Below are 23,812 nucleotides of genomic sequence, written 5' to 3'. Positions count from 1 at the left end.
TATTCACTACAAAGATGATAATTTTTTTTTATATAGATTAAAAATTTTCCAGCTGTTTGCTCATGAGATCCTTAACATAACGGATACGTTTATGCGCAGTACGCATGCACGGCTGGCGCTTAATTTACAAGATTACCTGAGCCGTGATTAAAAATCTGAACCATGATTAAAAAGATCAAAAGATTACCATGATTAAAGCCGCGTGACTTGCAAATAATCCTTTAATCCTTTAATCAGGCAAATCGTGGTTCAGACAAATATTCTGAAACAAGATTAAAAGGATTTTAACCCTCGTAGATAATTAGACTATGACGACCCTTATTCAATGCTATGACCGATGTCATTGTATCCTGGCGGCCTGGTGCATAACTTACAAAAAAAACAGTATGAAAAAGAGAAATATTTTCCAGGAAATAAAATGGATAATTACGCTGTTAGCCATTGTTATTTCCTTTAAGGCAGTGAGTCAACATAGTAAAACCGACCAGCGCATAATAGCAGACACTAAAACTGCTAGGGCCGAATTCATTAAGGTAGATGGCCTGATGAAAAGTTTATTTAATAATGCCTATGGGTACGTTATCTTTCCCAACGTGGGCAAGGGAGGCCTTGGCATTGGCGGAGCCTCCGGTAATGGAATAGTGTATGAAAAAGGAAAAATGATTGGTAAGGCAAGATTAACCCAGGTTAATATCGGTTTCCAGGCGGGCGGTCAGGCATATAGGGAGGTTATATTTTTTGAAGCGAAAAAAGATATGGACAAGTTTAAAGAAAATAAATTACAGTTTTCTGCCCAGGCTTCTGCTGTTGCGGTTACTGAAGGAGCTTCCGGCAACGCGAAGTATGCTGATGGTGTAATGATATTTACCCAACAGAAAGGAGGGCTGATGTATGAGGCTTCGATAGGAGGGCAAAAGTTCAGGTTCAGAAAATTTTAAGTAGGAAGTTGATTTGGCAGAACTTCTGCTCACTTTCAATTTATTACCTGTCACGAGCGCAACCTCACAGCAGCGTCCGCCTATGCCTAGAGAACAACGGGGCTGCCGGATGAGAATAATGAGTCACAAAAACAAAACAAAGAACTAGCCATCGTTATTGAAAAAATGCAGCAGTAGGTAAATTAATTGGCAAAAGCAAGTTCAGTAAAAATGAACCATGATTAGGTTCAGACAACCAAGCCTTCAATCCTGCAAATTACAGTTCAACACCCACGCTCCCGGTATACACACTATCCGCGGCATCTTTTTCATCATTGCTTATAAAACCCATCCATGTTTCGGCGACTGCACCCCTCATAGGGCTTACCTGTAGTACTGCTGTTCCGGCCGCTCTCGTGCCGGCATCCAGGCTAAAGACCACCTGTTGTAGCCCGGGAAAATAAGCCACCAACACTGCCTTGTCATTGGCTTTCGCGGTGCCGGTTCCCGTATTATCGGTCCATGAAAACACTATATTGCCTTCGTTATTCAGCGCTGCCGATGCATTTACCGGCGAGGGTAGTGGCCCCTGTGATACCAGTACCAGCGGGTACGACACCGCAGTTTCCGGGTAACTGCCAACTATCGCCTGGTTCATAAGCGCACTGGTTGCCCTGTTAAACCCCGAGCCCTTGCTGCCATAAGCCGGGAAGGTTTTAGTAAAGAAGCCGCGGCCGGCAAATGGCCTGGTAAAGTCGTTGCACACTTTAATTTTTTGTTGCTGCGCCAGCCGCTTAGGCGTCATGGCGTTGGTTGATTTTCTTCGCCTGCTGCGGAGGAAGTTGGTACCAAATCTCATATAACCCGAAACGTTACCGGCAGTTCCGATAAATTCTCCTGTAATACCATTGGGAATTCTAGCCATAAAACTATTTTTAATAATAAACAAACAGAATAAAACGCTCCTGCTATCGTTTTATTGTTTGGTAAAACGAAAAGAAATTGGTCTTATGGCGGAGCTTATTCGGTCATTGACGACCGAATAACAACCGGTTTACGACCGAATAACAAACGATTTACTACCCTTTTAGAGAAAAAGAAACCATGATTAAAAGGATTAAAAGAATTACCATGATTAATAATTTGAACCATGATTAATAGGATTACAGGATTACCATGATTAAAGCACCAGGCGTCGTAATTAATCCTTTAATCCTTAAATCAGGAAATCATGGTTCAGACAAAAAGATTAAAAGATTACCATGATTAAAGCAACAGCCCTCTTCAATAATCCTTTAATCCTTTAATCAAATAAATTATGGTCAGACAAAAAAAAAGCTTCCCAAAATTGACCTGGGAAGCTTCGGTGTTTAAGAGGTCGCCTACACAAGGCACGCCCTTTTAAAACGTTTTATAAAACATTTTATTATACAATGCCCCAGGATTTATTTACTAGATGAATAGCTACAGCCCGGGTCACAAAAGGGTAAAAAAATGCAGCTACTATAATTTAAAAACAGCAGGTAGGGCCGGGATGGTCGCACCGGTTGGCAGTGCTGTTTTTTGTATGCCAGGCAATGTGGCTTATTGAAATTGAATTTTTGTTATAGATTTAATATTCGTAGTTTTTGTTTGCAAAAAAGGCCAAAGAAATTAAGGAACCGATTGGCAACTTACAAGGCTTCTCGCAATTGCGAGGCGTATAACAGATGTTGAAGTGAAGAAGGAATTTTGTTGCGCCGTGGCAATCTTCTAATGCTCGTAAGTCCTTATTTGAAACCTAAAATAACGCAACTAACGGCTACGAACACACCAAGTGTAGCAGCGGCAATAGATTTGGAATGTTGACGCTTTCCCGGCAAACTAAATTTCGATTTATAATGTCGTTGCGTGGATACATTGCCTTGCTAAAGAGATATTGTCTGGAAGAAAAAAATAAAGGTGCAATTGCCCCTGTTGAATGTCGCATTCAGCAGCCTTTGTTTTCAAAAGGAGCGCTTAGTTTTGACAAATAAATTAATGAACTATGCGTAAACTGATTATGAAGATGTCAATAACTGTTGATGGTTTTGTAGCCGGCATTGACGGAAAGGCTGACTGGATTTTCACAAGCTCGGATAAAACTTCGAGAGCCTGGAGCCTGGAGCGGAGCTATGATGCCAGCATGGTCATCATGGGCAGAAAATCGTTTGAAGCTATGGCGCCGTACTGGCCAACTGCGCCCCGGCCTTTTGCTACACCCATGAACGAAATTCCAAAAGCAGTATTTACCAAAAGCGGTTATAAAGGAATTCATGTGGAGCCCGATACCATACTGTCTCCGGCCGCAGCTTCCTGGGCAGAGGCACAGATTTTTGATGGCGACCTTGCCGATGAGATAAAGGAACTTAAGTCACAGGAGGGCAAACCTATTTTGGCACTCGGAGGCGCCGGATTTATGCGGAGCCTGGTTGCGACAGGACTTATTGATGAATATCATTTAAATATGCATCCTGTGGTTTTAGGTGCAGGGATGCCAATTTTTAGTAGTGTTGAACAGCCAATGGATCTGAAATTGATTGAGGCAAAGTCTTTTCCGGGCGGCATTGTAGCACATGTTTACAGCAGTTGATTATCGCATTTCCCACTGATGCCAAACGCACCTGTCATTAGCGCAAACTTATTACCTGGACATAGAATCCGGATTTTATAATTTTCAGTAAATCTGACTAATTGCCTATATTTAGTTTGCTGCTTTAGGAATCCACTACATTTTTTTTAAATCAAATTAAAATCAACTGCAATGGAAAGACTACAAACTATTCCCTATCGCCGCATCAGCCTGTTCTTTGTATTCATCCTGGCACTCGTAACATGGGGCTTTTATAAAACCTATATTATTTTTTTCCCGGGATTTACAGGGTTTAGTAATATTCAGCATTTTCATGGAGCCATGATGCTGACATGGATGATAATTCTTATCACTCAACCCTTGCTTATCAGGTCAGGTAAATTGGGTATTCACAGGGCTATTGGAAAATTGTCGTATGTGGTAGCACCATTACTTGTCGTTTCAATTTTCCTGGTAAGCCGGATGGTTTATCAAAGAGCGGCACCCCTCGTGTTGCACAAGGAAAGGATCGCTATGATTGCCTTAAGCATACCTTATCTTGTTGCTTTTGCGATATTTTATTCCTTAGCTATTATCAACAGGAAAAAAACGTATAGGCATATGCGTTATATGATCGGCACCTCGTTTCTTATGGTTGCTCCGGGCCTTGGCAGGGGATTAATAATTTATTTTCATAATTCTTTACAGGATGCGGTGAACTACAGCAACTATTTTGTTATGGCAATTGCCGCTGGTCTTTTGATCAATGACATCGTTAAAAAAAGATCTTTTATACCTTTTGCGTTTGTTCTGTTTATTTTTTTGTTATTGCATCTTGCCTGGAATTTCCGGGATTCAGCATTATGGCAAAATATAGGTGAAGGTTTTGCAAAAATGTTCTTTTGATGTTGCGGGAGAAGCAGTAGCTGTTATATGTCAATGCATTTTGAGGAAAAGTAACTGTTGGTTTATAAAACCGTTGGTTATGGTTATTTGCACTTAATTCATGAACGAGAGCGGCAAATAATATCCGGCAGGGTAAGCTTTGCTTCCTTTTACCTTTTTCAATTTCAAATAATCAACAATAGAAAGTTTAAAAATATCAATAAGTCAACTTCAAATAAAATGCGCCGCTTTCTGTCTTCTATTAAAAAAATCTTCTTGCAGGGATCCACGCAGCGAACGGTAATGGAAGCTTTGAAGCGGCCCGACCGGATAAGGGTTTAAACCAATTTCCATTCCTGTTTTACTTATCCAGGCCGCATTGTACCATAAAATTGTTGGTAAATACTTTTTTTACATCATCGGATAGCAAAGAATTCCGGCAGGTTTTCCACTTTGCCAGCCTATCGCCATACATGGTTTGAATGAGACCAGGATTTAAACCGAAATTGAATTTTCCCCAATGCATGGTAAAAGGGATATTAAGTTCCTGCAATTTTGCCCATACTTTTTCAATGAAAGTTCTTGATAATTGGGAGTCTACGCCATCCAGTTCCATAACGCAGGTTTTATCAAAATGAGTAAAGCCGAGCAAAGCTTCTGTACCTTTCACATACCGCAATGCAAGCGCACCTGCAAAAGGAAAATCTTTATTGATTGCCACAATTTCTTCCAGTACTGAACTGGCATCATTGATATGAACGCCTATAGCTGCACTGGCAGCTTTTCCCCTGAATTTGGTATTACTAAAGGTTTCTCCTACTGTACCGGTCATGCTTACATTAGCGGTAAAAGCCAGCGGGAATAATTTATTTACTAACCCGGGAATAAGCATTGAAGAAATACCAGGACCCAGGGTATCCAGGATGGTTTCTATTACGCCGAGCAAATCATCCCCATACGTAAAACCTTTATCATCCGCGGCGATTTTTGTATAATCCTCGCGGTACGGTTCCTTATACATTGTTTTAAGGTAAACCCCCTTTTGAGGGTTATTGGGCTCAAACCTCTGGAGGTTCACCAGTATTTCAAAATGATACATTTCCTTTCCCGGGGACACCGGCGGTGCAGGTAACTGATTTAAAATAGCAGAAAAATCCAAATGGTTCATGGCCAGTTTTAAATCATCATTGTAAATAATGTTACCGGTGCGATATTGTTCCAGCAAAAAGATGGGTTCGGTTTCAATCAATATCCCGTGAATAAATCCAAAGCTCCCAAAGCTTACCAGGGCTGCATTGAACATATCATCATCTTTGATGGGTTCTGCTCCAAGCCATTGTATAAAGTCATCTGAGGCAACAGGGTTTGATTTTTTTTCGAGCCAGACGTGCCTGTCGGGGCCTACCACCAAATGCATTCCAACGATAGAATCGTGCACGGCGCCTACATTAAATGCAGAACCATGAGTACCGGTGGAGCAGCATCCTGCAATTGTTTGCCCGTTGCTGGCCCCGGAAGCTTTCAAAGATCTTTTAGGATTGGAATCCTGCTCCAGTTTTTCATCCAGGTCAAGAATGCTCATGCCACATTGAGTAAAAAACAGGTTGCCGGCAGTTTTGCCGCTTGCCAGGTATTCCGGTGCTATGAAAGAATTTTTAAGATTATAAGAAAGCCGCAGGGCCTTGGTATCTACCAGCCCACCTTCACAAACGGCTACTTCGGAGAAAGACCATCCATTGCCCATTGCCCGCAACTGGACGTTATTGTCTATTGCATATTGAATAAGCCATTGAAAGTTTTTGGTAGTATCCTGGTAAGGGTTGTGAGAGGCTGATGAAGGGATGCTCAGTTTAAAAGAGGCATTTTCTTTGAAGGTATGTACAAAGTTTTCATGACCGTTTTCCCATGTGGTAATGGGTAACGTGGAAATGCCATCGGGTAATGTAGTTACTGTTGCCATCAATATATTTTTTAATTGTGACCTAAAGAATCTGTTGCGGGACTGTAAGGTGCGCAGCACCATTCCACTCTTTGTGGCATAACAATACCAAGGGTTACAACAGATATTAATGCAAAGCCAAGGTTATTTTTTACAGTTACCTGGTTAAGATGGTTGAAGCGTTTATCGCAGTTTGGAATTATGTCCTTAGGCTGCACCAGCCCCCATGCAAAGGACCAGGTTGTCATTTTATTTAAGGGATTGTTTGCAAAGGTATCGCAATCGTATTTGGAGACGATGCGTGTAGTGGTGCAGGAATCCATGCTGATGGAACCTATACAGGTAACCATAATGATGAGCGCATTGCGGAAATAAGTATTTGCAATCATTTTTCTGATATTAATAAATTGAAAAAAGGGGGTGGACGGAGGGCTAAGCGATGTAAAAATTACAGCACAGAATTTAACGATGCAAGAGAATTCCTGATTTTATTTTTATACCTGTTGCGGGAGTCTCAATGCTTTAACTTTCGCAGCGGCGTTACGTTGGCCCATTGTTGGCCCGGGCAAAGGGACAGCGGAAGCTTCCCGCTTGTGCAGCTACCAAAATAAGTCTGCGTGTAACTGTGCCCGTTATATAAGTGAAAAAAAATAACAATATTGCGTAAAGAGTTAACAAAGTTTAACTTCATGACAGTACCTTGCGCCCGCATTAAAAAAGAGGCTTGAGTTTACTTAATGCAGAAGATAGCTTTATATTATTTGTCATTTGCCAATAAGAATTAGTTGAGCAGGTTATAGTTTATTATTATAACACGACTTGTACCGTTTACAGGGATGCGATTTTGACAATAACCGTTACCGTTATGCGCAATAAGCGCATCCAACATGGTGTGCTGAGCATGTTTAAACAAATAAGCCTTCTTCTTAGTTTTATTCTACAAAGTTTAAATAATTGGCGCAGCTTTACGGTTGGATGCAAACCAGGAAGTCAGGGGATTTCAGCTTGCTAATTATTCCATCACTAAATTCTATACATAAATTTGTATATAACTGTTAGCAATTCAGTTACATCAAATTGAAACGTATATAATTATACCTTGGTTCTTCCAAAATCTTTTCGCTGTCGGATTGACTGATTTAAATATAGCCCATCTTTCACAAGTTCCACGGTTCTTGTGTACTTTTAAGTATTGTTCACAAGGATTTCCTATGAAAAAGTTACTTCTTTTTATTTTTATTCTGGTTTTGTATGGAACGCTTGCAGCGCAGGATACATTAAAACTTACCGGCAAATCTTTCGATTCTTCGGCATTTGCAAACGATGATACCCTAACTCGCAGCGATTATTTGCTGGGGATTGGTAAAGTTTTTCAGACCTTAAACAAAGCGCCGTACGTGGCCCAATTTGTTGCACCTATTAAGGTGATCATTCAGCATATGGATGAAGATGATTCTGCATTAAACATCATTAAAGAAAGACTTTCGGGGAAAGAGCGCAGCCTGAATATCCGCAACCTGCAAATGTTTAATATACTTCTTGATCATCTAAGGATTGATAACAAAGACTATAATAAAAAGCTCACTCAATATGACAGTATTTTAGATGCCACAAAAAAGGCGATATTCTTAATTAGAAAAGATAGCGTAATACAACATATTTTCCGCGATCGTAACTTATGGGAAACTTTTAAACCGCAACTCATTCTTGTACACGACAAGTGGAAAAATGCGGACGGCATCATTAAGAATGTCAACGTTCTTATTGATCAGACATTGGCGCGCATCTCCAATAACGTCATTACAATAGACGAACTATCCCGGCAGGCTGACGCACTACTACAAACCACCGGCCCGAGAGCTTTTAGTAAAGAAAGAAGATATTTATGGGAATCTGGTGCAGGTGTTTCGTCTTCGGCTATGAAGGGATTCTCAAAAGTGCTTTCAGACGAAAAAAAAATCACCCTGTTTTATTTTCAGCATAGCCGGAACCGGTTGTACCTTTTACTTTTAACAGCATTGATCTTTTTTTATTGGATATTTTACAACTTCAGAAGTCTTAAACGCCTTAACAAAATACCAGCACTGGATGCATTACACTTCAGGTTTATTAACCCGTTTCCTGTTCTGGTTTCATTGGTTTTCGTTCTTAATCTTGCGCCATTTTTCGATCTCAATGCGCCAGCCATTTATATTGAATCAATTGATTTTTTATTGATGCTTGCACTTACAGCTCTTTTCTGGAAACAAATGACCAGCCAATTGCGGTATATGTGGATCGCTTTTGTTTTGCTTTTTATCTTATTATCCATAACAAGATTTTTAGGCGCTCCATTTTATATTCAGCGCTGGTGGATCTTTTCTGTTAACGTTACATCCTGTGTGCTTGGCATATATGCTTTGTTGCAATTAAAGATGTTGTTAAAAAGCTATAAGGTTATTTTTTTTGTTATACTACTTTATCTTCTTTTTAATGTACTGGCTGTTATTTGTAACCTGTTTGGACGGGTAACATTAACACAGATATTGAGCACCTCAGCTAATACTGCGATTGCGCAGGCTATTGGCCTGGTAGTGTTTGTGCAACTCGTTACGGAAACATTCCTGTTGCAGATTCAAAGCAGCAGAATTCGCAAAAAATATTCGCAGCATTTTGAATATACCGGAATTGCAAAAGGCATTTCCCTGCTCGTGTCCATCCTGTCGATCGTCATTTGGCTGATCGTATTTACGACCAACCTCAATTTATATGATGCATTAAACGACTTGCTCATTAACTTTTTAACCACACCAAGACAGCTGGGCAGTATTTCATTTACTTTTAACGGGGTTATTTTATTTTTAGCAATTATATGGACAGCTAATTTTTTACAAAAATATATTGCTTATTTCTTTGGAGATATTGGTGATGACCCGGCATTCGACAACAAAGGGCCGCGTTCAAGATTATTGATTACACGCCTTGTTTTATTGATTGCCGGATTCTTATTAGCCGTTGCAGCATCAGGGCTTCCCCTGGATAAAATAACAGTGATACTGGGTGCCCTGGGCATAGGTATCGGTTTAGGTTTACAAAATATAGTAAGCAACTTTGTATCCGGAATTATTTTAATTTTTGACCGCCCGCTGCGTATAGGTGATATCGTTGAGATAGGTAATAATAAAGGAAGAGTAAAAGAAATAAGTGTTCGTTCCAGCACTTTATTGACACCTGAAGGTGCAGAAGTTATTATACCTAACGGTGATATATTATCTCATAATATTGTTAACTGGACGCTTAGTAACAACAACATCCGGGCTGAGGTGTCTTTCATGATCGAAGAATTGATAATAGATGATGACAGAAAGCGGGCTATTAAAGAAATAATCCAAGCGATACCGGATGTACTCGTACAAAAGGACCCCGAAATATTCATCAATACGATTACTTCAAAATCAATGGAGATGAAGGTATATTTCTGGTGTAAGGATGTTAATAAAACTGAACTGGTACGTGGTGAAGTGTACAGGGCCATTTATAAATATTTAAAAGACAGTGATATAAAACTTGCATGATATTCAATCCGTACCGACAGCTATGTGTAATGTTATTAGCAGTGTTGTAATATAGATGCAAAAAATAATTTCGATTAGGCTTTTCGGTTATCTTATATAAATATTATTATCGTGTAATTGTGGCCGTTATAAACGATATGTAAGTTTAAACCGAATGAAAGGGATTTGGATTAATCATAGCAATCCCCATGCGCTGTTCCTGAATTTCTATTATCTTAGAAATATTCATGTCAACCTCTTTTAAATATGCCGGAGAGCGAAAGAGTCATTAATCATTAAATGCAGTTTATTTCTTCAATAAATACGGATTGGAGACACTTCTTCAGAGATGACGGGATGAAAATAATTAATAGTAGAATGTTTTCACTGCCTTGTAAAACATAAACTGGTTTATATGTATTCCTTAAATTTGCCTTAAAGATGTTTATGAAGTGGATCATGTGTTTATCAGGGCTCTGGCTTATAACTTTTTGCAGTTGTAATTTACGCGAGCGTGAATTGGAACTTAAAAATAAAATGCAGGAAGTGAATAAAAAGGAACAGGAACTTTCACTTAAGGAAAAAGAGATACAGCTAAAAGAAGAGCAATTAAATAAAAGAGAACACGTATCCGACAGCCTGTTAAAAATTCCACCTGATACTTTATCAATGCTTCATCCGGATCTTACCGGTACATGGGCAGTGGATATGTTATGTACAGCGACAACCTGCGCCGGTTCGGCCGTTGGCGATTCCAAGGTGGAACAATGGGAAATCAGTTTGCAGCACAACACAGTAATAGCAAACGCGATTAACAAAGATAAAGTGATACGCACTTACTCGGGTACTTATACAGGAAACAAATTGGAGTTGTCATCGCAAGCCATTGATACTTCCACATCAAAAGGTGTACAGATAATAATTCGCCTTAAAAAAACAAAAGAAAATGAAATGGAAGGTGAGCGGGAAATAATAAGGCCGGACGACTGCCATATTATTTATGATTTACAATTGAAAAAAAAATAGAACTATTCATCTTTCATCCTTTCAAAGATCCTTATGGTATTGTTAGCTGACCTTGATTTTTCTTTGCCCTTAAAAAACCCTGTGATTATTTTTTCGCTGGTTCTTTTCATCATACTTTTTGCACCTATCTTATTAAATAAGATAAAGGTTCCCCATCTTATAGGGCTGATTGTTGCCGGGGTAATTGTAGGGCCCTATGGCTTCAACTTATTGCTACGCGACAGCAGCATCGTATTATTTGGAACAGTAGGCCTTTTATACATTATGTTTATGGCAGGTCTGGAAATTGACCTGGCAGAATTTAATAAAAATAAATACAAGAGCCTCGTCTTCGGTTTGTTCACGTTCGCTATTCCAATGCTACTGGGCGTACTTGCCTCTTACTACTTATTACAGTTTTCAATAGAGACTTCCGTTTTGCTCTCAAGTATGTTTGCCTCCCACACGTTGCTTGCCTATCCTATAGCGAGCCGCTATGGTATATCGGGCAATAAGGCTATCACGATTACGATAGGAGGTACCATGATAACGGACACACTTGCATTACTGGTGTTAGCCGTTATTGTTGGGATGGCGCAGGGAGATATTACTCCGTCCTTTTGGATAACCCTTTCCGTATCTGTGGTGGTATTTGCATGCATTGTATTATTTATATTTCCTGTTATCGCCCGCTGGTTCTTTAAGAAATATGAGGATAGCATTTCGCAATACATCTTTGTATTGGCCATGGTTTTTATGGGCGGGGTGCTTGCGGAAGCCGCTGGCATAGAACCCATCATAGGTGCCTTTCTTTCAGGGCTTGCACTCAATAAATTCATACCGCATAATTCCGCCTTAATGAACAGGATCGGGTTTGTGGGCAATGCTATTTTCATTCCTTTTTTTTTGGTGGGTGTGGGAATGCTTGTGGATGTGCGGATATTCTTCCATGGAATTGAAACATTGAAAGTTGCTGGCGTTATGATAGTGATGGCGTTAGCCGGTAAATTTATTGCTGCCTGGATTACTCAGAAAACGTTTAGGCTTTCCCGTGATGAAAAAAATATGATTTTCGGACTCAGCAGTGCACAGGCTGCTGCCACACTTGCCGCGGTGCTTGTGGGGTACAATATCATCCTGGGTGAAGCTCCCAACGGGACGCCTATAAGGCTATTAAATGAAGATATATTGAACGGCACTATTATTATGATATTAGTTACTTGTACTGTGAGCTCCTTTATTGTGGAGAAAGCATCCCGCAAGATAGCCTTGACGGAAAATGAAAATGCAGCTGATGAAGAAGGTGAAGAGAAGGATAATATTCTTATTTCAATCGCATATCCTGATTCCGTTGATGAGCTTGTGAACTTAGCGCTTTCATTAAGGGAACAAAAAAGTAAGGCATCTGTACACGCTTTACATGTGGTGGATGAACAGGATACTACAGGAAAGGTGCATGCTGAAGGAAAAAAGATGATGGATGCCGTAATGAAATATGGCGCTTCAATGGATAAAAAGATCATTCCGCTTACCAGGTTTGATCAAAGCGTGAGCAATGGCATTGTATATACCATAAAAGAAAAAAACATTAAGGACCTGGTTATCGGTTTGCATAAAGATGCAAAGCAAGAAGATTTTATAGGGCATGGCACAGAGCAAGTATTGACAAGAATTTTTGAAACCGTCTATATATATAAGGCGGTACAGCCGTTTAATACCTTAAAGCGAATAGTGGTAACCGTTACCCCTAAAGCAGAATCAGAAGCAGGTTTTTGCCATTGGTTTACTACGCTTTCTAATCTTGCAAAGCAAAATAGTTTGCCTATACTATTTTACGCAAGTCCGCAAACGATTGCCGGACTGGAGAAATTGAATAAGCTAAAGACACAACCAATAGAAGCGGATTATAAAGAATTTACTGACTGGAATGATTTTTTGATTCTTAGCCGCGAAGTAGAGGAAAATGACCTTTTTATAATTGTATCTTCCCGGAATGGACATGTATCTTTTAACAGGCAATTGAATAAACTTCCTTATTACCTTAGTAAATATTTCATCAAAAATAGTTTCATTATACTCTATCCGGCTCAATTGGACAATGGTGTGAAAATGAACGCTCCTGCGGTTGGTGCCGTAACCGAAGCCGGGAATTTCATCTCCAAAGTATTCAAAAGAAATAAAAGAATTCAATAACTTTTGGTTTTGGTGATTAGCTTTATAGACGTAAACGGGAAAATCAACAATTGATGGGAACAGTAACTCTACTAAGGTGATGGTGATTCATGGCGGGGCGGCGCGACTAAGCAATCCCACAACAAAGAAAACCATAATTCAGTTTCGTGAATACTAACTTTGGCACATGCGCATCCTATCATCAGCAAAACTTAACGCAAATTTCCTTTTGCCAGGAATCAGCAAGATATAGTGTCGTTCCAGGACTATAATTAATAAGTTATTTAATTCTTAATTATGATTTTAGACAGGAGGAAGCCGGTTTATTTAGTTGAACTTTAGACAATACTTCACATTATCCTTTATCCGCCTACTATGAAAAAAATTCCTGCAACTTTAATATTTTCTATGTTGATGTTTGTTTCGCTGGCTCAGAAAGCCCCTGATGCAATACTCGGCACATGGGTAACTAGCGAAGGAAATTGTAAGATTGAAGTTTATAAACAAAGCGACGAATTTAAGGCTAAAATTGTATGGCTTAAACAAGATAAGAATGGAGTGAGTGATTATATGGATGTTAAAAACCCTGACCCCGCCTTACGTTCCAGGAAACTTTTAGGAATGGATGTGGTGCAAGGTCTTCATTATGACCAGGATGAAAATGAATATGTAGATGGGGTGATTTACGATGCAAGAAATGGAAAAAAATGGAATTCAGTTGCATGGCTTACAGATGACAGTTTGCTAAAAGTAAAAGGATACTGGGTATTTAAATTTCTGAGCCAAACCAGTACTTTTAAAAGAGGTTAATAAGATATATTTCTCCTATAATGTCTTTTCCTGATTTTTATTTTTAATCATTTTATAGTTGATGATAACCTGTTTCTAAACGGATTATGTTTCCCAGTGCTCCTGCAGAAATTTCGGCATCCGCCATATGAAAGATCAGGTATTGATATTACATTTGTTTAGTAAACATGTAATTCTACAAAATATACAATACGAAAATAGAACGCGTTGTACAGGTTTTATTTTATATCCTATTGACTATAATAACTTTAGGACTTTGCAGCTATAATGGCTTGCCAATTATTGCACCTGATATTAGAAACGTTGTCATATGTGTTGTATTGGGTTTGATTATCGCTTTTCTTATTTATTATTTTTTACCCAAAAAGAAGAAGGTTTAATATTTACACATTAGCCGCAGTTATTGTTTCTCCAACCCCTTGTCCTGTCGCACGAATCACAATGAAATGTTGTTCAGGAGAGGAGCTATTTCCGGTACGGGCAAATCTGCTGATCAGTATAAATTTGTTGCAAGAGCTGCAGTAGCATAACCAGGCCAACGAAGGTCTGTGCCCAAGCCAACATTGCAGTTCACTGATCGTACTTATTTATCGTCCATCTTTATGTATGTTCTGTATTCTGCATCTCTGAATTGAATGGACAACGCAGGCTTTCCGGAAGCAGCATCTGTAACTTTCTTCAAAGCATATTCTGATTTTACGTTCATGCCCGAGTAGTAAATTTCCAGCTTGCTGCCATTTAATCTCCAGAAGTTTTTACCGTCTTTATACATCTCCTCACCCGTAGTAGTGTTGCTGCCGACATAATAATTAAAAGTGCCGTCACTGTTGAATTTATAGATGGTACTAATATCATTGGGAGGAGCCCATTTCCAAACCCCTGTAAGTCCCGGATCAATTTGCCCGGGTAAACTTTGCGCAGTGGCTTCGACCTTTAGATTACCCTGGTAAACCTGCATCGGGTCTTTTGTGTAATCAATTTGCTCTGATGAAATAGGACCGGCGCCTCTTGCATAATAATAATTGACGGAGGAACCGGTATTTGAAAAACGATTGTACTGCCGTATGTTCACTATTATTACATCATTATATTGTTTATTTTTTACGTTCACTGAAAGGTTCTTTGCAATCAGTGTATAACCGGAATAGGTGTTGCCATCAGGAGATTGCGTTACTCCCCATGCAGTACCGGCCGGTACGTTGCTCATAATAAGCGTATCCGTGGTAGTGCGGGTGACAACGCCGGCGGCGTTTACTGTAATTATTTTTCGGGTTACCACTCCATTATCACAGTTGTAATAATATGTTCCCTGGTCCCAGTTAATCCCTTTGTACAGCACCCCCTGGAAGGATTTTGTTTCATCATACTTGCAAAGGTTGTAGTAGCAGGTTTTGCAATCATCGTCGTTAGCTGTTGACGTATTGCTGGCTGTGGTAACGGAAGCAGGTGAACTGCTTCCCTTACTGCTCAGGATGACATGCTGGTCATCAATGGAAGTTACCTTAAAGAGCTGTTTTACTGAAGAGGGCATTTGATCCCATAAGTTTATGGCCGTATTGGTATAGGTGAATGTAATCGCCTCGGATCCGTTGTTATAACTTTCTTTGAAGTTTGTTACATTCCTGGTGCTTTTCAGCTTTTCACGCAATGAAGTAACGCCTGCATCATCATAGTCAATCCCGGTTACTGAAACTGAAACCTGTTGCGGCTTCCCGGCAGGTTGGGAATTGCAACGAATATGTACCAGGCAAACTAGTATTGCCATGAATAAAAACCTGGAAGTGATCAATTTATTTTCCATTGTAATAATTTACAGGTGGCCTGAATTTATTTGAGATTCTTTCCTGTGTTAATTGAAGCAAGGTTTTACAACCGGTGTGTTATTACAGGATAACGGATGGGGATGATGGAATAACTCCATAAGGGCTGAATGAAGTTATAACTCTAAGTTATTAAGTTTCCCCCGGATTTCCGTAGAATGTTTTAATGGCCGGGAATCGCTGCCCCGTGCTGCCCTGCGAGTCAAGCGGACGTATATGCCAGCCTGCTTTTTTATTAATTAAGGTATAATATAACGGTATAGCTTATTCGCGGATACGGAAAGAGGTAATGAGCTTCATTCTTACCAAGCCGGGATGATTAATGATCTCCTGTATTTTCTTGTAAACAAATGGATACAAGTGTTCGGCTGCAATGGCAAGTTCATCGTTTGTTTTTAATTCTCTTACTTTTGCCTGACATGACGTACAGGACCAGGTATTTGCCTTCCGCGAATATTGGGCATTTTTTTTTAACATTCTCACGACAGTATGAGTGGATAACAATTCTGTAGATGCAAAGCCCTGTCACCAACATTACGTTGTTATCTTTTTCACAGTACTTTTTGTAAATTATCAGACAGCGTTTCGACCGGTAAGAAGTTTATATACGATAGCTATGATAGCTATAACTAAAAGTATATGAATTAATCCACCGGTATAATAGCCTCCCAAAAAGCTAATTGCCCAAATTATTATCAGTACTACTGCAATAACGTATAATATGTTTCCCATGTTTAAAAAATTTTAAGGTTATAAATAAATTCATTAATCCACTGTATAAAAGTCTGTCAACAAATAAACAGACAAATAGCATCAATTGAATCTCTTCTTGTTAGTTACCCGTACAACAAATATTGCTCACACAAATACGCTCACTTGTTCATTCAGTGTTCCTGTTATTCTTTCATTCCTTTTTCAACCGGGGAATTTATTCTAGCCCCTGTTGAATGTTGCTTTAATTGATTTGTTCAATTTCTTTCGGCACCGGCAATTCTTTTTCCTGTTTCACTGCCTTTGTCGGGTGACAACAAAAGACCCACGACCGCCTCAACAAGTACACCTGCAGCCAATGCGATTAATACTTTAGTATTATTTTTCATGACCAAAAAGTTTATAGTGCACAATATATTTATATCGGCTATCCAAGATAGTTAGAGTAATTTTAAGCATTTATGACGCGGGACTATAATTTGTATGATTATAATCAGCATATTGGTTCCCGATCCAACATTAGCATGTTGAAATAATAAGATGTGGATGGGAGTAGGGGCCCTGGCTTGCAAAATGGCTTCCTCAATTTTGCAGACAACGAATTCCTCAGATGTCACCCTTGAATATTTATCTGCCTATCTTCATTTAATTAATGGGTGATAAAACATTTAATAAAAATATCGTTGATGTATAGAAGAGTCATAATTGGCCTCCTTGTATCAGGCACCGCGTTTCATGCGGGTGCACAAAACAATAAAAATTTAGAACGGTTAAGGGCTTTTACGGATAGCATTTTACAGAACGAGGTAAGCAGGCCAATAGGCCCATTGGGAGCAGATGAGATGTTTCACGTTTTAAAATATATTAAATTTGAAACGGGAAAATTAAAGACCAAAATGAAAATTCTACTAGCTAATTTATTTTCTCTTACTCTTTGTTTACTTAGTAAATTGAACCAGGCCCAGAGTAGTCTTGTTAGACTTGACACTTTACTGCCAGGCACCTGGAAAGGTACATCTATATGCCAGGTGAAAAATTCGCCATGCCATGACGAGACCGTCGTATATCACATTTCAAAAAATACAGCGGCCGACACTTTTTATATCAATGCCGGTAAAATTGTAAATGGCGTGGAAGAAGGAATGGGTATTATACCCTGCGTTTATAATACCAAAACAAATCAACTCAACTCAACGGCTTATAAAGGAACCTGGACTTTTAATATAGAAGGAGATAAACTTGAAGGGACCCTGCTATTTCATGGCGATTTGTATAGGAAAATTACAGTTTATAAGCACTACTAATGCTAAACCCATGCGTGAGCCCGGAAACAATCATGCCACTTCTTTTTTGATATCATTTAATTCTTCCTCTTTAATATTCGCTTCCATTTTTTCTCTCTTCAGCCCAACTCTTACCAATCCAAATATGCTCATATAAATATTGGCTATCCACACTAAAGCAAAGCCCCCGATCAAATAACCACGCCAGTCTGCAAACAGCAGGTGGTAACCGGTAATGAATAAAAAAAATACTGTAACATAATGACTGAAACAATATTCACAGGTAAAAAGGTAAAAGAACTTTCGTTTCAGTAATTTATCGCATGACTTGGATTTTCTTACACAAAACTCCCTGGGCTCTTTAAATACTTCTTCATGCGTTATTGTCCAGGCAATACATGCAATGGGCAAAGCCAATAAAAAAAGATTGCTTACCTGTGCAGATAATTCCATAAATATTTATTTATAATATTCAGAAAGGTTCTTGTGTGTAATAAGGTTTAAAATTAAAGGATATCATCCGGTAATTCACTATTAGTTCCGGCAATTGGAGGCCAAAATTTATGACTTATACAGGCATGCAAAAATAGAAAGTAGATCCCTTACCAATTTCACTTTCCACCCAAATTTTTCCATTTTGGGCTATTATAAATTCTTTTGAAATGGCTAAACCAAGACCCGTTCCTTTTTCTTTTGAACCAGGCACCTGGAAATATCTTTCAAACAATCTTGGGAGATAGGCTGCGTCCATGCCCGGACCGTGATCCTTAACCGAAAAGACAATCATATCATCTTGTTGTGTGGCATTAACTTCTACTGTGCTACTATTAAAAGAATATTTTATGGCGTTGGTTAAAAGGTTATTCAGAACCCATGTGGTTTTGTCTGCATCTGCTTTGATATCCGGCAATTTTGAATTGGTTGTATTTCTAATAGTAATTTCTTTTTCCCTGGCATTGCCTGCAACAGCCTGAATTGCGTTTTCTATAATAGTTTCAGGATTTATATTTTTTACCATTAATTGTATTTTGCCGGCTTCCACCTGCGACATGTTTAGCAGCTCACTTAATATTTTAAGCATTCGCTCATTATCGTGTTTCAGATTTTGGATTAATATTTTCTGTTCTTTGGTAAGTTTACTTACACGCTCGTCTTCCAGTAATTTTAAGCTAAAATCTGATGAAGCCAGGGGTGTCTTTAATTCATGTGATATAGTAGCAATAAAATTGGTTTTAGCAACATCCAGCTCTTTAAATGAAGTAATATTTTTTAATACTATCACCCTGTTTTTAGTTTCACCTTGTGCAATTTCAATAACTTCTTTGGTATAAAAGTTTTCCCTGTCATCCACAACTACTTTAAAGGGCGCAGAATTTCCGGCTTCAATGAGAAACCGAAATAAATCATTTCTTGCACTAATTTCATTTACTGATTTCCCGACAATCTCCTCAGTTTTTAACCCTAACAATTGCAGTGCCTGGTGATTGGCAAAAAGTACCATATCATTTTTATCAATTCCTATGCTTGCATCTTTTAAACTATTAATTACAGCCTCTGCCCGTTTTTTTTCAAACATCAATTTATTCAGATTGCTATTTTCAAAATACTGAAGTTTTTCTGCCATGTCATTAAAGGCGTCCGCTAGTTTTCCAAATTCATCCTTATTATCAAGATGAATGCGGTGCGTATAATTCTTATTCGCAATCTCCTTGATCGCTTCTGCAAAACGATTGATAGGATTTGTAACTACCGAAGGAAAATTTATCAGGAATGTAAAAGAAATCAAAAAAACAAGACTGCCAAGTGATATGATGATGGTGAATGCATTGGCGGCGGTTTTTTGGGCGAACTTACTTTTTCTTTGAATCGCTTCCATATTTAAAGTAAGAATAGATTGTATTCTGTCTTTTATGGCCTGGATATTTTGTTTGCTTGTATCGCCGGCTATAAGTTTATTGAAATAGGTTCTTAAATCGCCTGTAACTTTATTTTCACCTGGTTCGGTAATGTTGCTTTCCTGGAGCTTTAAAGCATCTTCAAATTTGGGCAGGGAAGGAATATAACCTCCTTCAATGCTATCTAACTGGTGCTGCATCAGGTGGCAGTACGACAAGCTTTCATAATTAGCTTTTAAAACATTTTGCCCTTCGGTTTTCAATTTTGCAATGTAATAAATTCCGAGAGCTCCCGTTAGTAACAACAGGAGAAACAGGAATAAAGTTCCCAGCCATATTTTATTTTTCACGCTTAGTGCCATCAGGAAAATATTACAATATCAATATTGTTTTTTGAAAGTGTTTTCAATAGCTGGTTAAATACACTTGTTTTTAAGATAATTTGAAAAAGATTTAAATGTGGCTTTCCGATACAAATAGTGGTAATCTGTTTTTCGTTAACCATTTCCATTATTGCAGCAGCGATATTATCATCTTTTTTCTGAATCACTTCAGCTCCTAACTCTGTTGCGTTTTTAAAGTTATTAATTAAATGCCTTTGTGTTGCTAAGGGAATTTTCTCTGCCGATTCTTTTGAAGATTGAACATACAGAACATACCATTGGCTGTTGTAATAGGATGCCAGTCTTGCAGTTTTTCGAATAATGCGTTGTGCTATTTGGTAATTTGAAGAAACACAAGCCAGGAACCGTTCATGACGATATGGATTTTTTTTAGCTGTGACCTGGTAATCGACTTTTCTTTCTACCTGGCCGGCAACTTCTTTTAAAGCGAGTTCCCGAAGCTGCAGTATTTGATCTGGTTGAAAAAAATTCTGTAATGCCTGCTGAACTTTTGTGTGATCATAGATCTTTCCTTCTTTTAATCTTGTTATTAATTCATCGGCGGTAAGATCTATGTTTACCACTTCATCAGCTATTTGCAACATTTTATCGGGTATTCTTTCTTTTACTTCAACCCCGGTAATTTGTTTTACATCTTCATTGATGCTTTCAATATGCTGAATGTTTACAGCTGATATTACATCAATTCCTGCATCCAGTATATCTAAAACATCCTGCCATCTCTTTTCATTTTTACTCCCGGGAATATTCGTGTGGGCAAGCTCATCTACAATCACAACATCCGGATGAAGCAATAATACGGCCTGTACATCCAGTTCTTCTAAGCGCTTGCCTTTGTAAAAAACTTCCCTTCGGGGAACAACAGGAAGACCATCCATTAATGCCTGTGTTTCCTGTCTTCCATGCGTTTCAACATATCCCACTTTTATATTTACTCCGTTCTCTAAAAGTTTATGCGCTTCCTGCAACATGCGATAAGTTTTACCCACACCAGCGCTCATGCCGATGTAAATTTTAAACTTCCCTCTCGCACTTTTACGATTCAGGTCTAAAAACTGTTGTACTTTTTTATCGTTATCGTCTTGCTCAGTCAATTGAAACTTTTTAAATGTTACAACTTCGTTTATTATTATTTTAATTTATCTAATTCGATATTCAACTGTAAAAGATTCACTTTACCTGGTCCGAATAAACCCAATAAAGGTTTTTGAATTTGTTGTGCAACAAGTGCTTTTATTTTTTCTTCAGAAATATTTCTTGTTTTTGCGATTCTCGGAACCTGCACATAAGCGCCTTGAGGAGAAAGATCCGGATCTAAGCCACTACCGGACGCTGTCACTAACTCAGAAGGTATATCTTCTTTTTTTACAAAAGGGTTATGCACCATAAAGGTATCTATCCGGTTTTGAACTTCTTTTAAATAATCAGGGTTGGATGGGCCTTTATTGCTGGCTCCGCTACCCGCTGCGTTAAAACCACATGCAGAAGGCCGGCTGTTAAAATATTTATCGTCTGTAAAACTTTGACCTTCTAATTTGTAACCGACAACTTTGTTGTTTACTGATACAGTTTCGCCCTTACCACCGCCAGATGCTGCCTGTGCAACGACCCAAATAAGCAATGTGTATAATCCCATGAACACTACTATGCAGATGAGAGTGAGCCTTAAAGCGGGAAAAAAATGTTGTTTCATATTTTAATTTTTTGAAGAAATAATGACTGTGTTAAAACCAAATGCTAACAATCATGTCTAATAATTTTATACCGATAAAAGGAACTATCACACCGCCTAATCCATAGACTAATAAGTTTCTCCTTAGTAATGCACTTGCGCCAATCGGCTTGTAGGCAACTCCTTTTAATGCAAGCGGTATCAGCAAAGGAATAATGATCGCATTAAAAATTACTGCTGATAAAATGGCACTTTCAGGACTGTGCAAATGCATAATATTTAAACCTTGCAATGCAGGAATAGATATGATAAATAATGCAGGAACAATAGCAAAATACTTTGCTACGTCATTTGCAATAGAGAAGGTGGTCAGGGTTCCTCTTGTCATTAAAAGCTGTTTGCCAATCTCCACTACTTCAATCAATTTTGTAGGATCATTATCAAGGTCAACCATGTTACCCGCTTCTTTTGCTGCGGCTGTGCCGCTGTTCATTGCAACACCTACATCAGCCTGGGCCAATGCTGGCGCATCATTGGTTCCATCGCCCATCATGGCAACTAATTTTCCCTGTTGTTGTTCTTTTTTTATATAAACCATTTTATCTTCCGGCTTTGCCTCGGCAATAAAATCGTCTACGCCGGCTTTTTCAGCAATAAATTTTGCTGTTAATGGATTATCGCCGGTAACCATAACGGTTTTAATTCCCATCCTTCTTAGTCTTTCAAAACGCTCATTAATACCGGGTTTAATAATGTCCTGCAATTCTATTACGCCCAGCACTTTTCCATTTTCACTTACTACTAACGGAGTGCCGCCATTCGAAGAAATTATTTTTACTCTGTCTGCGGTTTCAACCGGAAAATCATTGCCAGCCTTTGTTATTATATTCCTTATAGAATCAAAAGCTCCCTTAAGGATTTTTAAACCATTCGGTAAATCAATTCCACTACTTCTTGTTTCCGCAGTAAACTCAATAAATTTTGCGCCGGTAGTATTGAAAGAATTTTTATCAAGATTTGATAATTCTATTATCGACTTTCCTTCCGGTGTTTCATCTGCTAAAGAAGATAAAGCACATGCCTGGATAAACGCGTCTATCGCTACACCGTTAGCCGGATAAAAGTTGGTCGCTTTGCGGTTACCGATTGTGATAGTTCCGGTTTTATCTAATAACAAGGTATCAACGTCACCGGCGGTTTCAACTGCCTTGCCGCTTTTCGTAATAACGTTTGCTCTTAAAGCCCTGTCCATTCCGGCGATACCGATGGCGCTCAGCAGACCTCCGATCGTTGTAGGTATAAGACATACAAACAATGAAATAAAAGCCGCAATTGTTATAGGCGTGTTGGCATATTTACCAAAAGGTTCGAGCGTTACACATACAATTATAAAAATGAGTGTGAAGCCAGCCAATAAAATTGTCAATGCAATTTCGTTTGGTGTTTTTTGTCTTGATGCACCTTCTACCAATGCTATCATTTTATCTAAAAAACTTTCGCCTGGTTCGGTTGTAACACGAACTTTTATATGATCGCTGAGTACCTTGGTACCACCCGTTACTGAAGATTTATCGCCCCCTGCTTCCCGTATCACGGGAGCAGATTCGCCGGTAATTGCACTCTCATCAATCGTTGCAATGCCATGGATTATTTCTCCGTCCATTGGTATTATGTCACCCGCTTCACAAAGAAAGAGATCCCCTTTACTTAATTGAGAAGAAGGAACGATTTTAACTTCATTGGTAAGTATTTCACCAACAGGAAATATTTTTTTTGCAGGGGTGTCTTCTCTTGTTTTTCTAAGACTATCTGCCTGTGCCTTACCTCTTGCTTCTGCAATTGCCTCTGCAAAGTTGGCGAACAATAATGTTAAGAATAATACGGCGAACACGATTATGTTATATACCAGGCCGCCTTGTGTTTTTTCACCCGTTAAAATCCATATACAAACCGCCAGCATTATTGCCGTGCAGATCTCTACTGTAAACATTACCGGGTTGCGAAACATGATACGCGGATTGAGTTTGATGAATGATTGCCCAAGAGCTTCTTTCACCAATGAAGATTCAAATAATCTTTGTGTTCTTCTATGAATTGACATGGTTTAAAGTTTATTGAACTAATAAGAGACAAAGTTTTCTAAGGTCAGAAGGATTTGCTTTGTGTTACTTTCTGT

Annotated in this window: 20 protein-coding genes; 8 read left to right on the top strand and 12 right to left on the bottom strand. The window is 38.8% G+C overall.

The features are described 5' to 3' along the window. Positions 1-386 precede the first annotated feature (386 nt). Positions 387-938 (top strand): lipid-binding SYLF domain-containing protein, encoded by a 552-nt coding sequence (locus FW778_RS12650; protein ID WP_150415088.1) that lies wholly within the window; start codon positions 387-389, stop codon positions 936-938. Between the two features lie 256 nt (positions 939-1,194). On the opposite strand, the gene FW778_RS12645 is transcribed toward FW778_RS12650, so the two are convergent. Beyond that, positions 1,195-1,842 (bottom strand): DUF6266 family protein, encoded by a 648-nt coding sequence (locus FW778_RS12645; RefSeq protein WP_150415087.1) that lies wholly within the window; start codon positions 1,840-1,842, stop codon positions 1,195-1,197. 1,101 nt (positions 1,843-2,943) lie between these two features. Between FW778_RS12645 and FW778_RS12640 the strand changes: the two genes are divergently transcribed. Together FW778_RS12640 and FW778_RS12635 are read left to right on the top strand one after the other, a co-directional pair. Continuing rightward, the gene (locus FW778_RS12640) at positions 2,944-3,528 is read left to right on the top strand and encodes a dihydrofolate reductase family protein (protein WP_150415086.1); all 585 of its coding nucleotides are present in this window, start codon (positions 2,944-2,946) and stop codon (positions 3,526-3,528) included. A 171-nt stretch (positions 3,529-3,699) separates the two neighbouring features. Next, a complete protein-coding gene (locus tag FW778_RS12635) occupies positions 3,700-4,413 on the top strand; it encodes a hypothetical protein (RefSeq protein ID WP_150415085.1) in 714 nt (237 codons plus the stop codon). A 340-nt stretch (positions 4,414-4,753) separates the two neighbouring features. On the opposite strand, the gene FW778_RS12630 is transcribed toward FW778_RS12635, so the two are convergent. Both FW778_RS12630 and FW778_RS12625 read right to left on the bottom strand, forming a co-directional pair. After that, positions 4,754-6,352, bottom strand: a complete 1,599-nt coding sequence (locus tag FW778_RS12630) for an FAD-linked oxidase (protein WP_150415084.1) — start codon at positions 6,350-6,352, stop codon at positions 4,754-4,756. A gap of 11 nt (positions 6,353-6,363) precedes the next feature. Next, entirely contained in the window at positions 6,364-6,720 is a 357-nt protein-coding gene (locus tag FW778_RS12625; RefSeq protein WP_150415083.1) for a hypothetical protein, read from the bottom strand. Between the two features lie 822 nt (positions 6,721-7,542). On the opposite strand from FW778_RS12625, the gene FW778_RS12620 reads away from it, so the two are divergent. From FW778_RS12620 to FW778_RS12605, 4 genes are all read left to right on the top strand, one after another. Further along, positions 7,543-9,885, top strand: coding sequence for a mechanosensitive ion channel family protein (locus FW778_RS12620; RefSeq protein WP_150415082.1), 2,343 nt, complete (start codon positions 7,543-7,545; stop codon positions 9,883-9,885). 426 nt (positions 9,886-10,311) lie between these two features. Next, positions 10,312-10,890, top strand: coding sequence for a hypothetical protein (locus FW778_RS12615; RefSeq protein ID WP_150415081.1), 579 nt, complete (start codon positions 10,312-10,314; stop codon positions 10,888-10,890). Positions 10,891-10,923: 33 nt separating this feature from the next. Next, entirely contained in the window at positions 10,924-13,062 is a 2,139-nt protein-coding gene (locus FW778_RS12610; RefSeq protein WP_150415080.1) for a cation:proton antiporter, read from the top strand. A 354-nt stretch (positions 13,063-13,416) separates the two neighbouring features. After that, entirely contained in the window at positions 13,417-13,851 is a 435-nt protein-coding gene (locus tag FW778_RS12605; RefSeq protein ID WP_150415079.1) for a DUF2147 domain-containing protein, read from the top strand. Between the two features lie 583 nt (positions 13,852-14,434). Here the strand turns inward: FW778_RS12605 and FW778_RS12600 are convergent. The 4 genes from FW778_RS12600 to FW778_RS12585 all read right to left on the bottom strand — a co-directional run bounded on the left by FW778_RS12600 (position 14,435) and on the right by FW778_RS12585 (position 16,771). Beyond that, positions 14,435-15,652, bottom strand: a complete 1,218-nt coding sequence (locus FW778_RS12600) for a hypothetical protein (protein WP_150415078.1) — start codon at positions 15,650-15,652, stop codon at positions 14,435-14,437. 283 nt (positions 15,653-15,935) lie between these two features. Continuing rightward, on the bottom strand, positions 15,936-16,148 hold the full coding sequence (locus FW778_RS12595; protein ID WP_150415077.1) for a hypothetical protein: 213 nt from the start codon (positions 16,146-16,148) through the stop codon (positions 15,936-15,938). A 96-nt stretch (positions 16,149-16,244) separates the two neighbouring features. Beyond that, the gene (locus FW778_RS12590) at positions 16,245-16,403 is read right to left on the bottom strand and encodes a lmo0937 family membrane protein (RefSeq protein ID WP_150415076.1); all 159 of its coding nucleotides are present in this window, start codon (positions 16,401-16,403) and stop codon (positions 16,245-16,247) included. 236 nt (positions 16,404-16,639) lie between these two features. Then, positions 16,640-16,771, bottom strand: coding sequence for a YtxH domain-containing protein (locus FW778_RS12585; protein WP_150415075.1), 132 nt, complete (start codon positions 16,769-16,771; stop codon positions 16,640-16,642). A gap of 297 nt (positions 16,772-17,068) precedes the next feature. Between FW778_RS12585 and FW778_RS12580 the strand changes: the two genes are divergently transcribed. Then, the gene (locus FW778_RS12580) at positions 17,069-17,686 is read left to right on the top strand and encodes a hypothetical protein (RefSeq protein ID WP_150415074.1); all 618 of its coding nucleotides are present in this window, start codon (positions 17,069-17,071) and stop codon (positions 17,684-17,686) included. Positions 17,687-17,716: 30 nt separating this feature from the next. On the opposite strand, the gene FW778_RS12575 is transcribed toward FW778_RS12580, so the two are convergent. The 5 genes from FW778_RS12575 to kdpB all read right to left on the bottom strand — a co-directional run bounded on the left by FW778_RS12575 (position 17,717) and on the right by kdpB (position 23,737). Beyond that, positions 17,717-18,118, bottom strand: coding sequence for a hypothetical protein (locus tag FW778_RS12575; protein WP_150415073.1), 402 nt, complete (start codon positions 18,116-18,118; stop codon positions 17,717-17,719). Between the two features lie 115 nt (positions 18,119-18,233). Further along, on the bottom strand, positions 18,234-19,922 hold the full coding sequence (locus tag FW778_RS12570; RefSeq protein ID WP_150415072.1) for a HAMP domain-containing sensor histidine kinase: 1,689 nt from the start codon (positions 19,920-19,922) through the stop codon (positions 18,234-18,236). Then, positions 19,922-21,058, bottom strand: a complete 1,137-nt coding sequence (locus FW778_RS12565; protein ID WP_150415071.1) for a sensor protein KdpD — start codon at positions 21,056-21,058, stop codon at positions 19,922-19,924. Before FW778_RS12565 ends, FW778_RS12570 begins: the two co-directional genes overlap by 1 nt. A gap of 35 nt (positions 21,059-21,093) precedes the next feature. Next, entirely contained in the window at positions 21,094-21,657 is a 564-nt protein-coding gene (locus tag FW778_RS12560) for a K(+)-transporting ATPase subunit C (protein ID WP_150415070.1), read from the bottom strand. A gap of 31 nt (positions 21,658-21,688) precedes the next feature. Then, complete coding sequence (gene kdpB / locus FW778_RS12555) at positions 21,689-23,737, bottom strand: potassium-transporting ATPase subunit KdpB (RefSeq protein WP_150415069.1); 2,049 nt, start codon at positions 23,735-23,737, stop codon at positions 21,689-21,691. Positions 23,738-23,812: the final 75 nt, after the last annotated feature.

The organism is Ginsengibacter hankyongi (assembly GCF_008710285.1).
In the GTDB taxonomy this organism is placed as follows: domain Bacteria; phylum Bacteroidota; class Bacteroidia; order Chitinophagales; family Chitinophagaceae; genus Ginsengibacter; species Ginsengibacter hankyongi.
The sequence above is the reverse complement of the archived record's forward strand: the minus strand, read 5'-3'. Positions and strand labels throughout refer to the sequence as shown.

What these genes read in the sequence shown, in the direction of transcription:
- FW778_RS12615 (WP_150415081.1), top strand. Translation starts at nt 10,312, where the DNA reads ATGAAGTGGATCATGTGTTTATCAGGGCTCTGGCTTATAACTTTTTGC.
- FW778_RS12560 (WP_150415070.1), bottom strand. Translation starts at nt 21,657, where the DNA reads ATGAAACAACATTTTTTTCCCGCTTTAAGGCTCACTCTCATCTGCATA.
- FW778_RS12580 (WP_150415074.1), top strand. Translation starts at nt 17,069, where the DNA reads ATGTATAGAAGAGTCATAATTGGCCTCCTTGTATCAGGCACCGCGTTT.
- FW778_RS12575 (WP_150415073.1), bottom strand. Translation starts at nt 18,118, where the DNA reads ATGGAATTATCTGCACAGGTAAGCAATCTTTTTTTATTGGCTTTGCCC.
- FW778_RS12620 (WP_150415082.1), top strand. Translation starts at nt 7,543, where the DNA reads ATGAAAAAGTTACTTCTTTTTATTTTTATTCTGGTTTTGTATGGAACG.
- FW778_RS12645 (WP_150415087.1), bottom strand. Translation starts at nt 1,842, where the DNA reads ATGGCTAGAATTCCCAATGGTATTACAGGAGAATTTATCGGAACTGCC.
- FW778_RS12650 (WP_150415088.1), top strand. Translation starts at nt 387, where the DNA reads ATGAAAAAGAGAAATATTTTCCAGGAAATAAAATGGATAATTACGCTG.
- FW778_RS12635 (WP_150415085.1), top strand. Translation starts at nt 3,700, where the DNA reads ATGGAAAGACTACAAACTATTCCCTATCGCCGCATCAGCCTGTTCTTT.
- kdpB (WP_150415069.1), bottom strand. Translation starts at nt 23,737, where the DNA reads ATGTCAATTCATAGAAGAACACAAAGATTATTTGAATCTTCATTGGTG.
- FW778_RS12585 (WP_150415075.1), bottom strand. Translation starts at nt 16,771, where the DNA reads ATGAAAAATAATACTAAAGTATTAATCGCATTGGCTGCAGGTGTACTT.
- FW778_RS12595 (WP_150415077.1), bottom strand. Translation starts at nt 16,148, where the DNA reads ATGTTAAAAAAAAATGCCCAATATTCGCGGAAGGCAAATACCTGGTCC.
- FW778_RS12600 (WP_150415078.1), bottom strand. Translation starts at nt 15,652, where the DNA reads ATGGAAAATAAATTGATCACTTCCAGGTTTTTATTCATGGCAATACTA.
- FW778_RS12625 (WP_150415083.1), bottom strand. Translation starts at nt 6,720, where the DNA reads ATGATTGCAAATACTTATTTCCGCAATGCGCTCATCATTATGGTTACC.
- FW778_RS12630 (WP_150415084.1), bottom strand. Translation starts at nt 6,352, where the DNA reads ATGGCAACAGTAACTACATTACCCGATGGCATTTCCACGTTACCCATT.
- FW778_RS12640 (WP_150415086.1), top strand. Translation starts at nt 2,944, where the DNA reads ATGCGTAAACTGATTATGAAGATGTCAATAACTGTTGATGGTTTTGTA.
- FW778_RS12590 (WP_150415076.1), bottom strand. Translation starts at nt 16,403, where the DNA reads ATGGGAAACATATTATACGTTATTGCAGTAGTACTGATAATAATTTGG.
- FW778_RS12570 (WP_150415072.1), bottom strand. Translation starts at nt 19,922, where the DNA reads ATGGCACTAAGCGTGAAAAATAAAATATGGCTGGGAACTTTATTCCTG.
- FW778_RS12610 (WP_150415080.1), top strand. Translation starts at nt 10,924, where the DNA reads ATGGTATTGTTAGCTGACCTTGATTTTTCTTTGCCCTTAAAAAACCCT.
- FW778_RS12605 (WP_150415079.1), top strand. Translation starts at nt 13,417, where the DNA reads ATGAAAAAAATTCCTGCAACTTTAATATTTTCTATGTTGATGTTTGTT.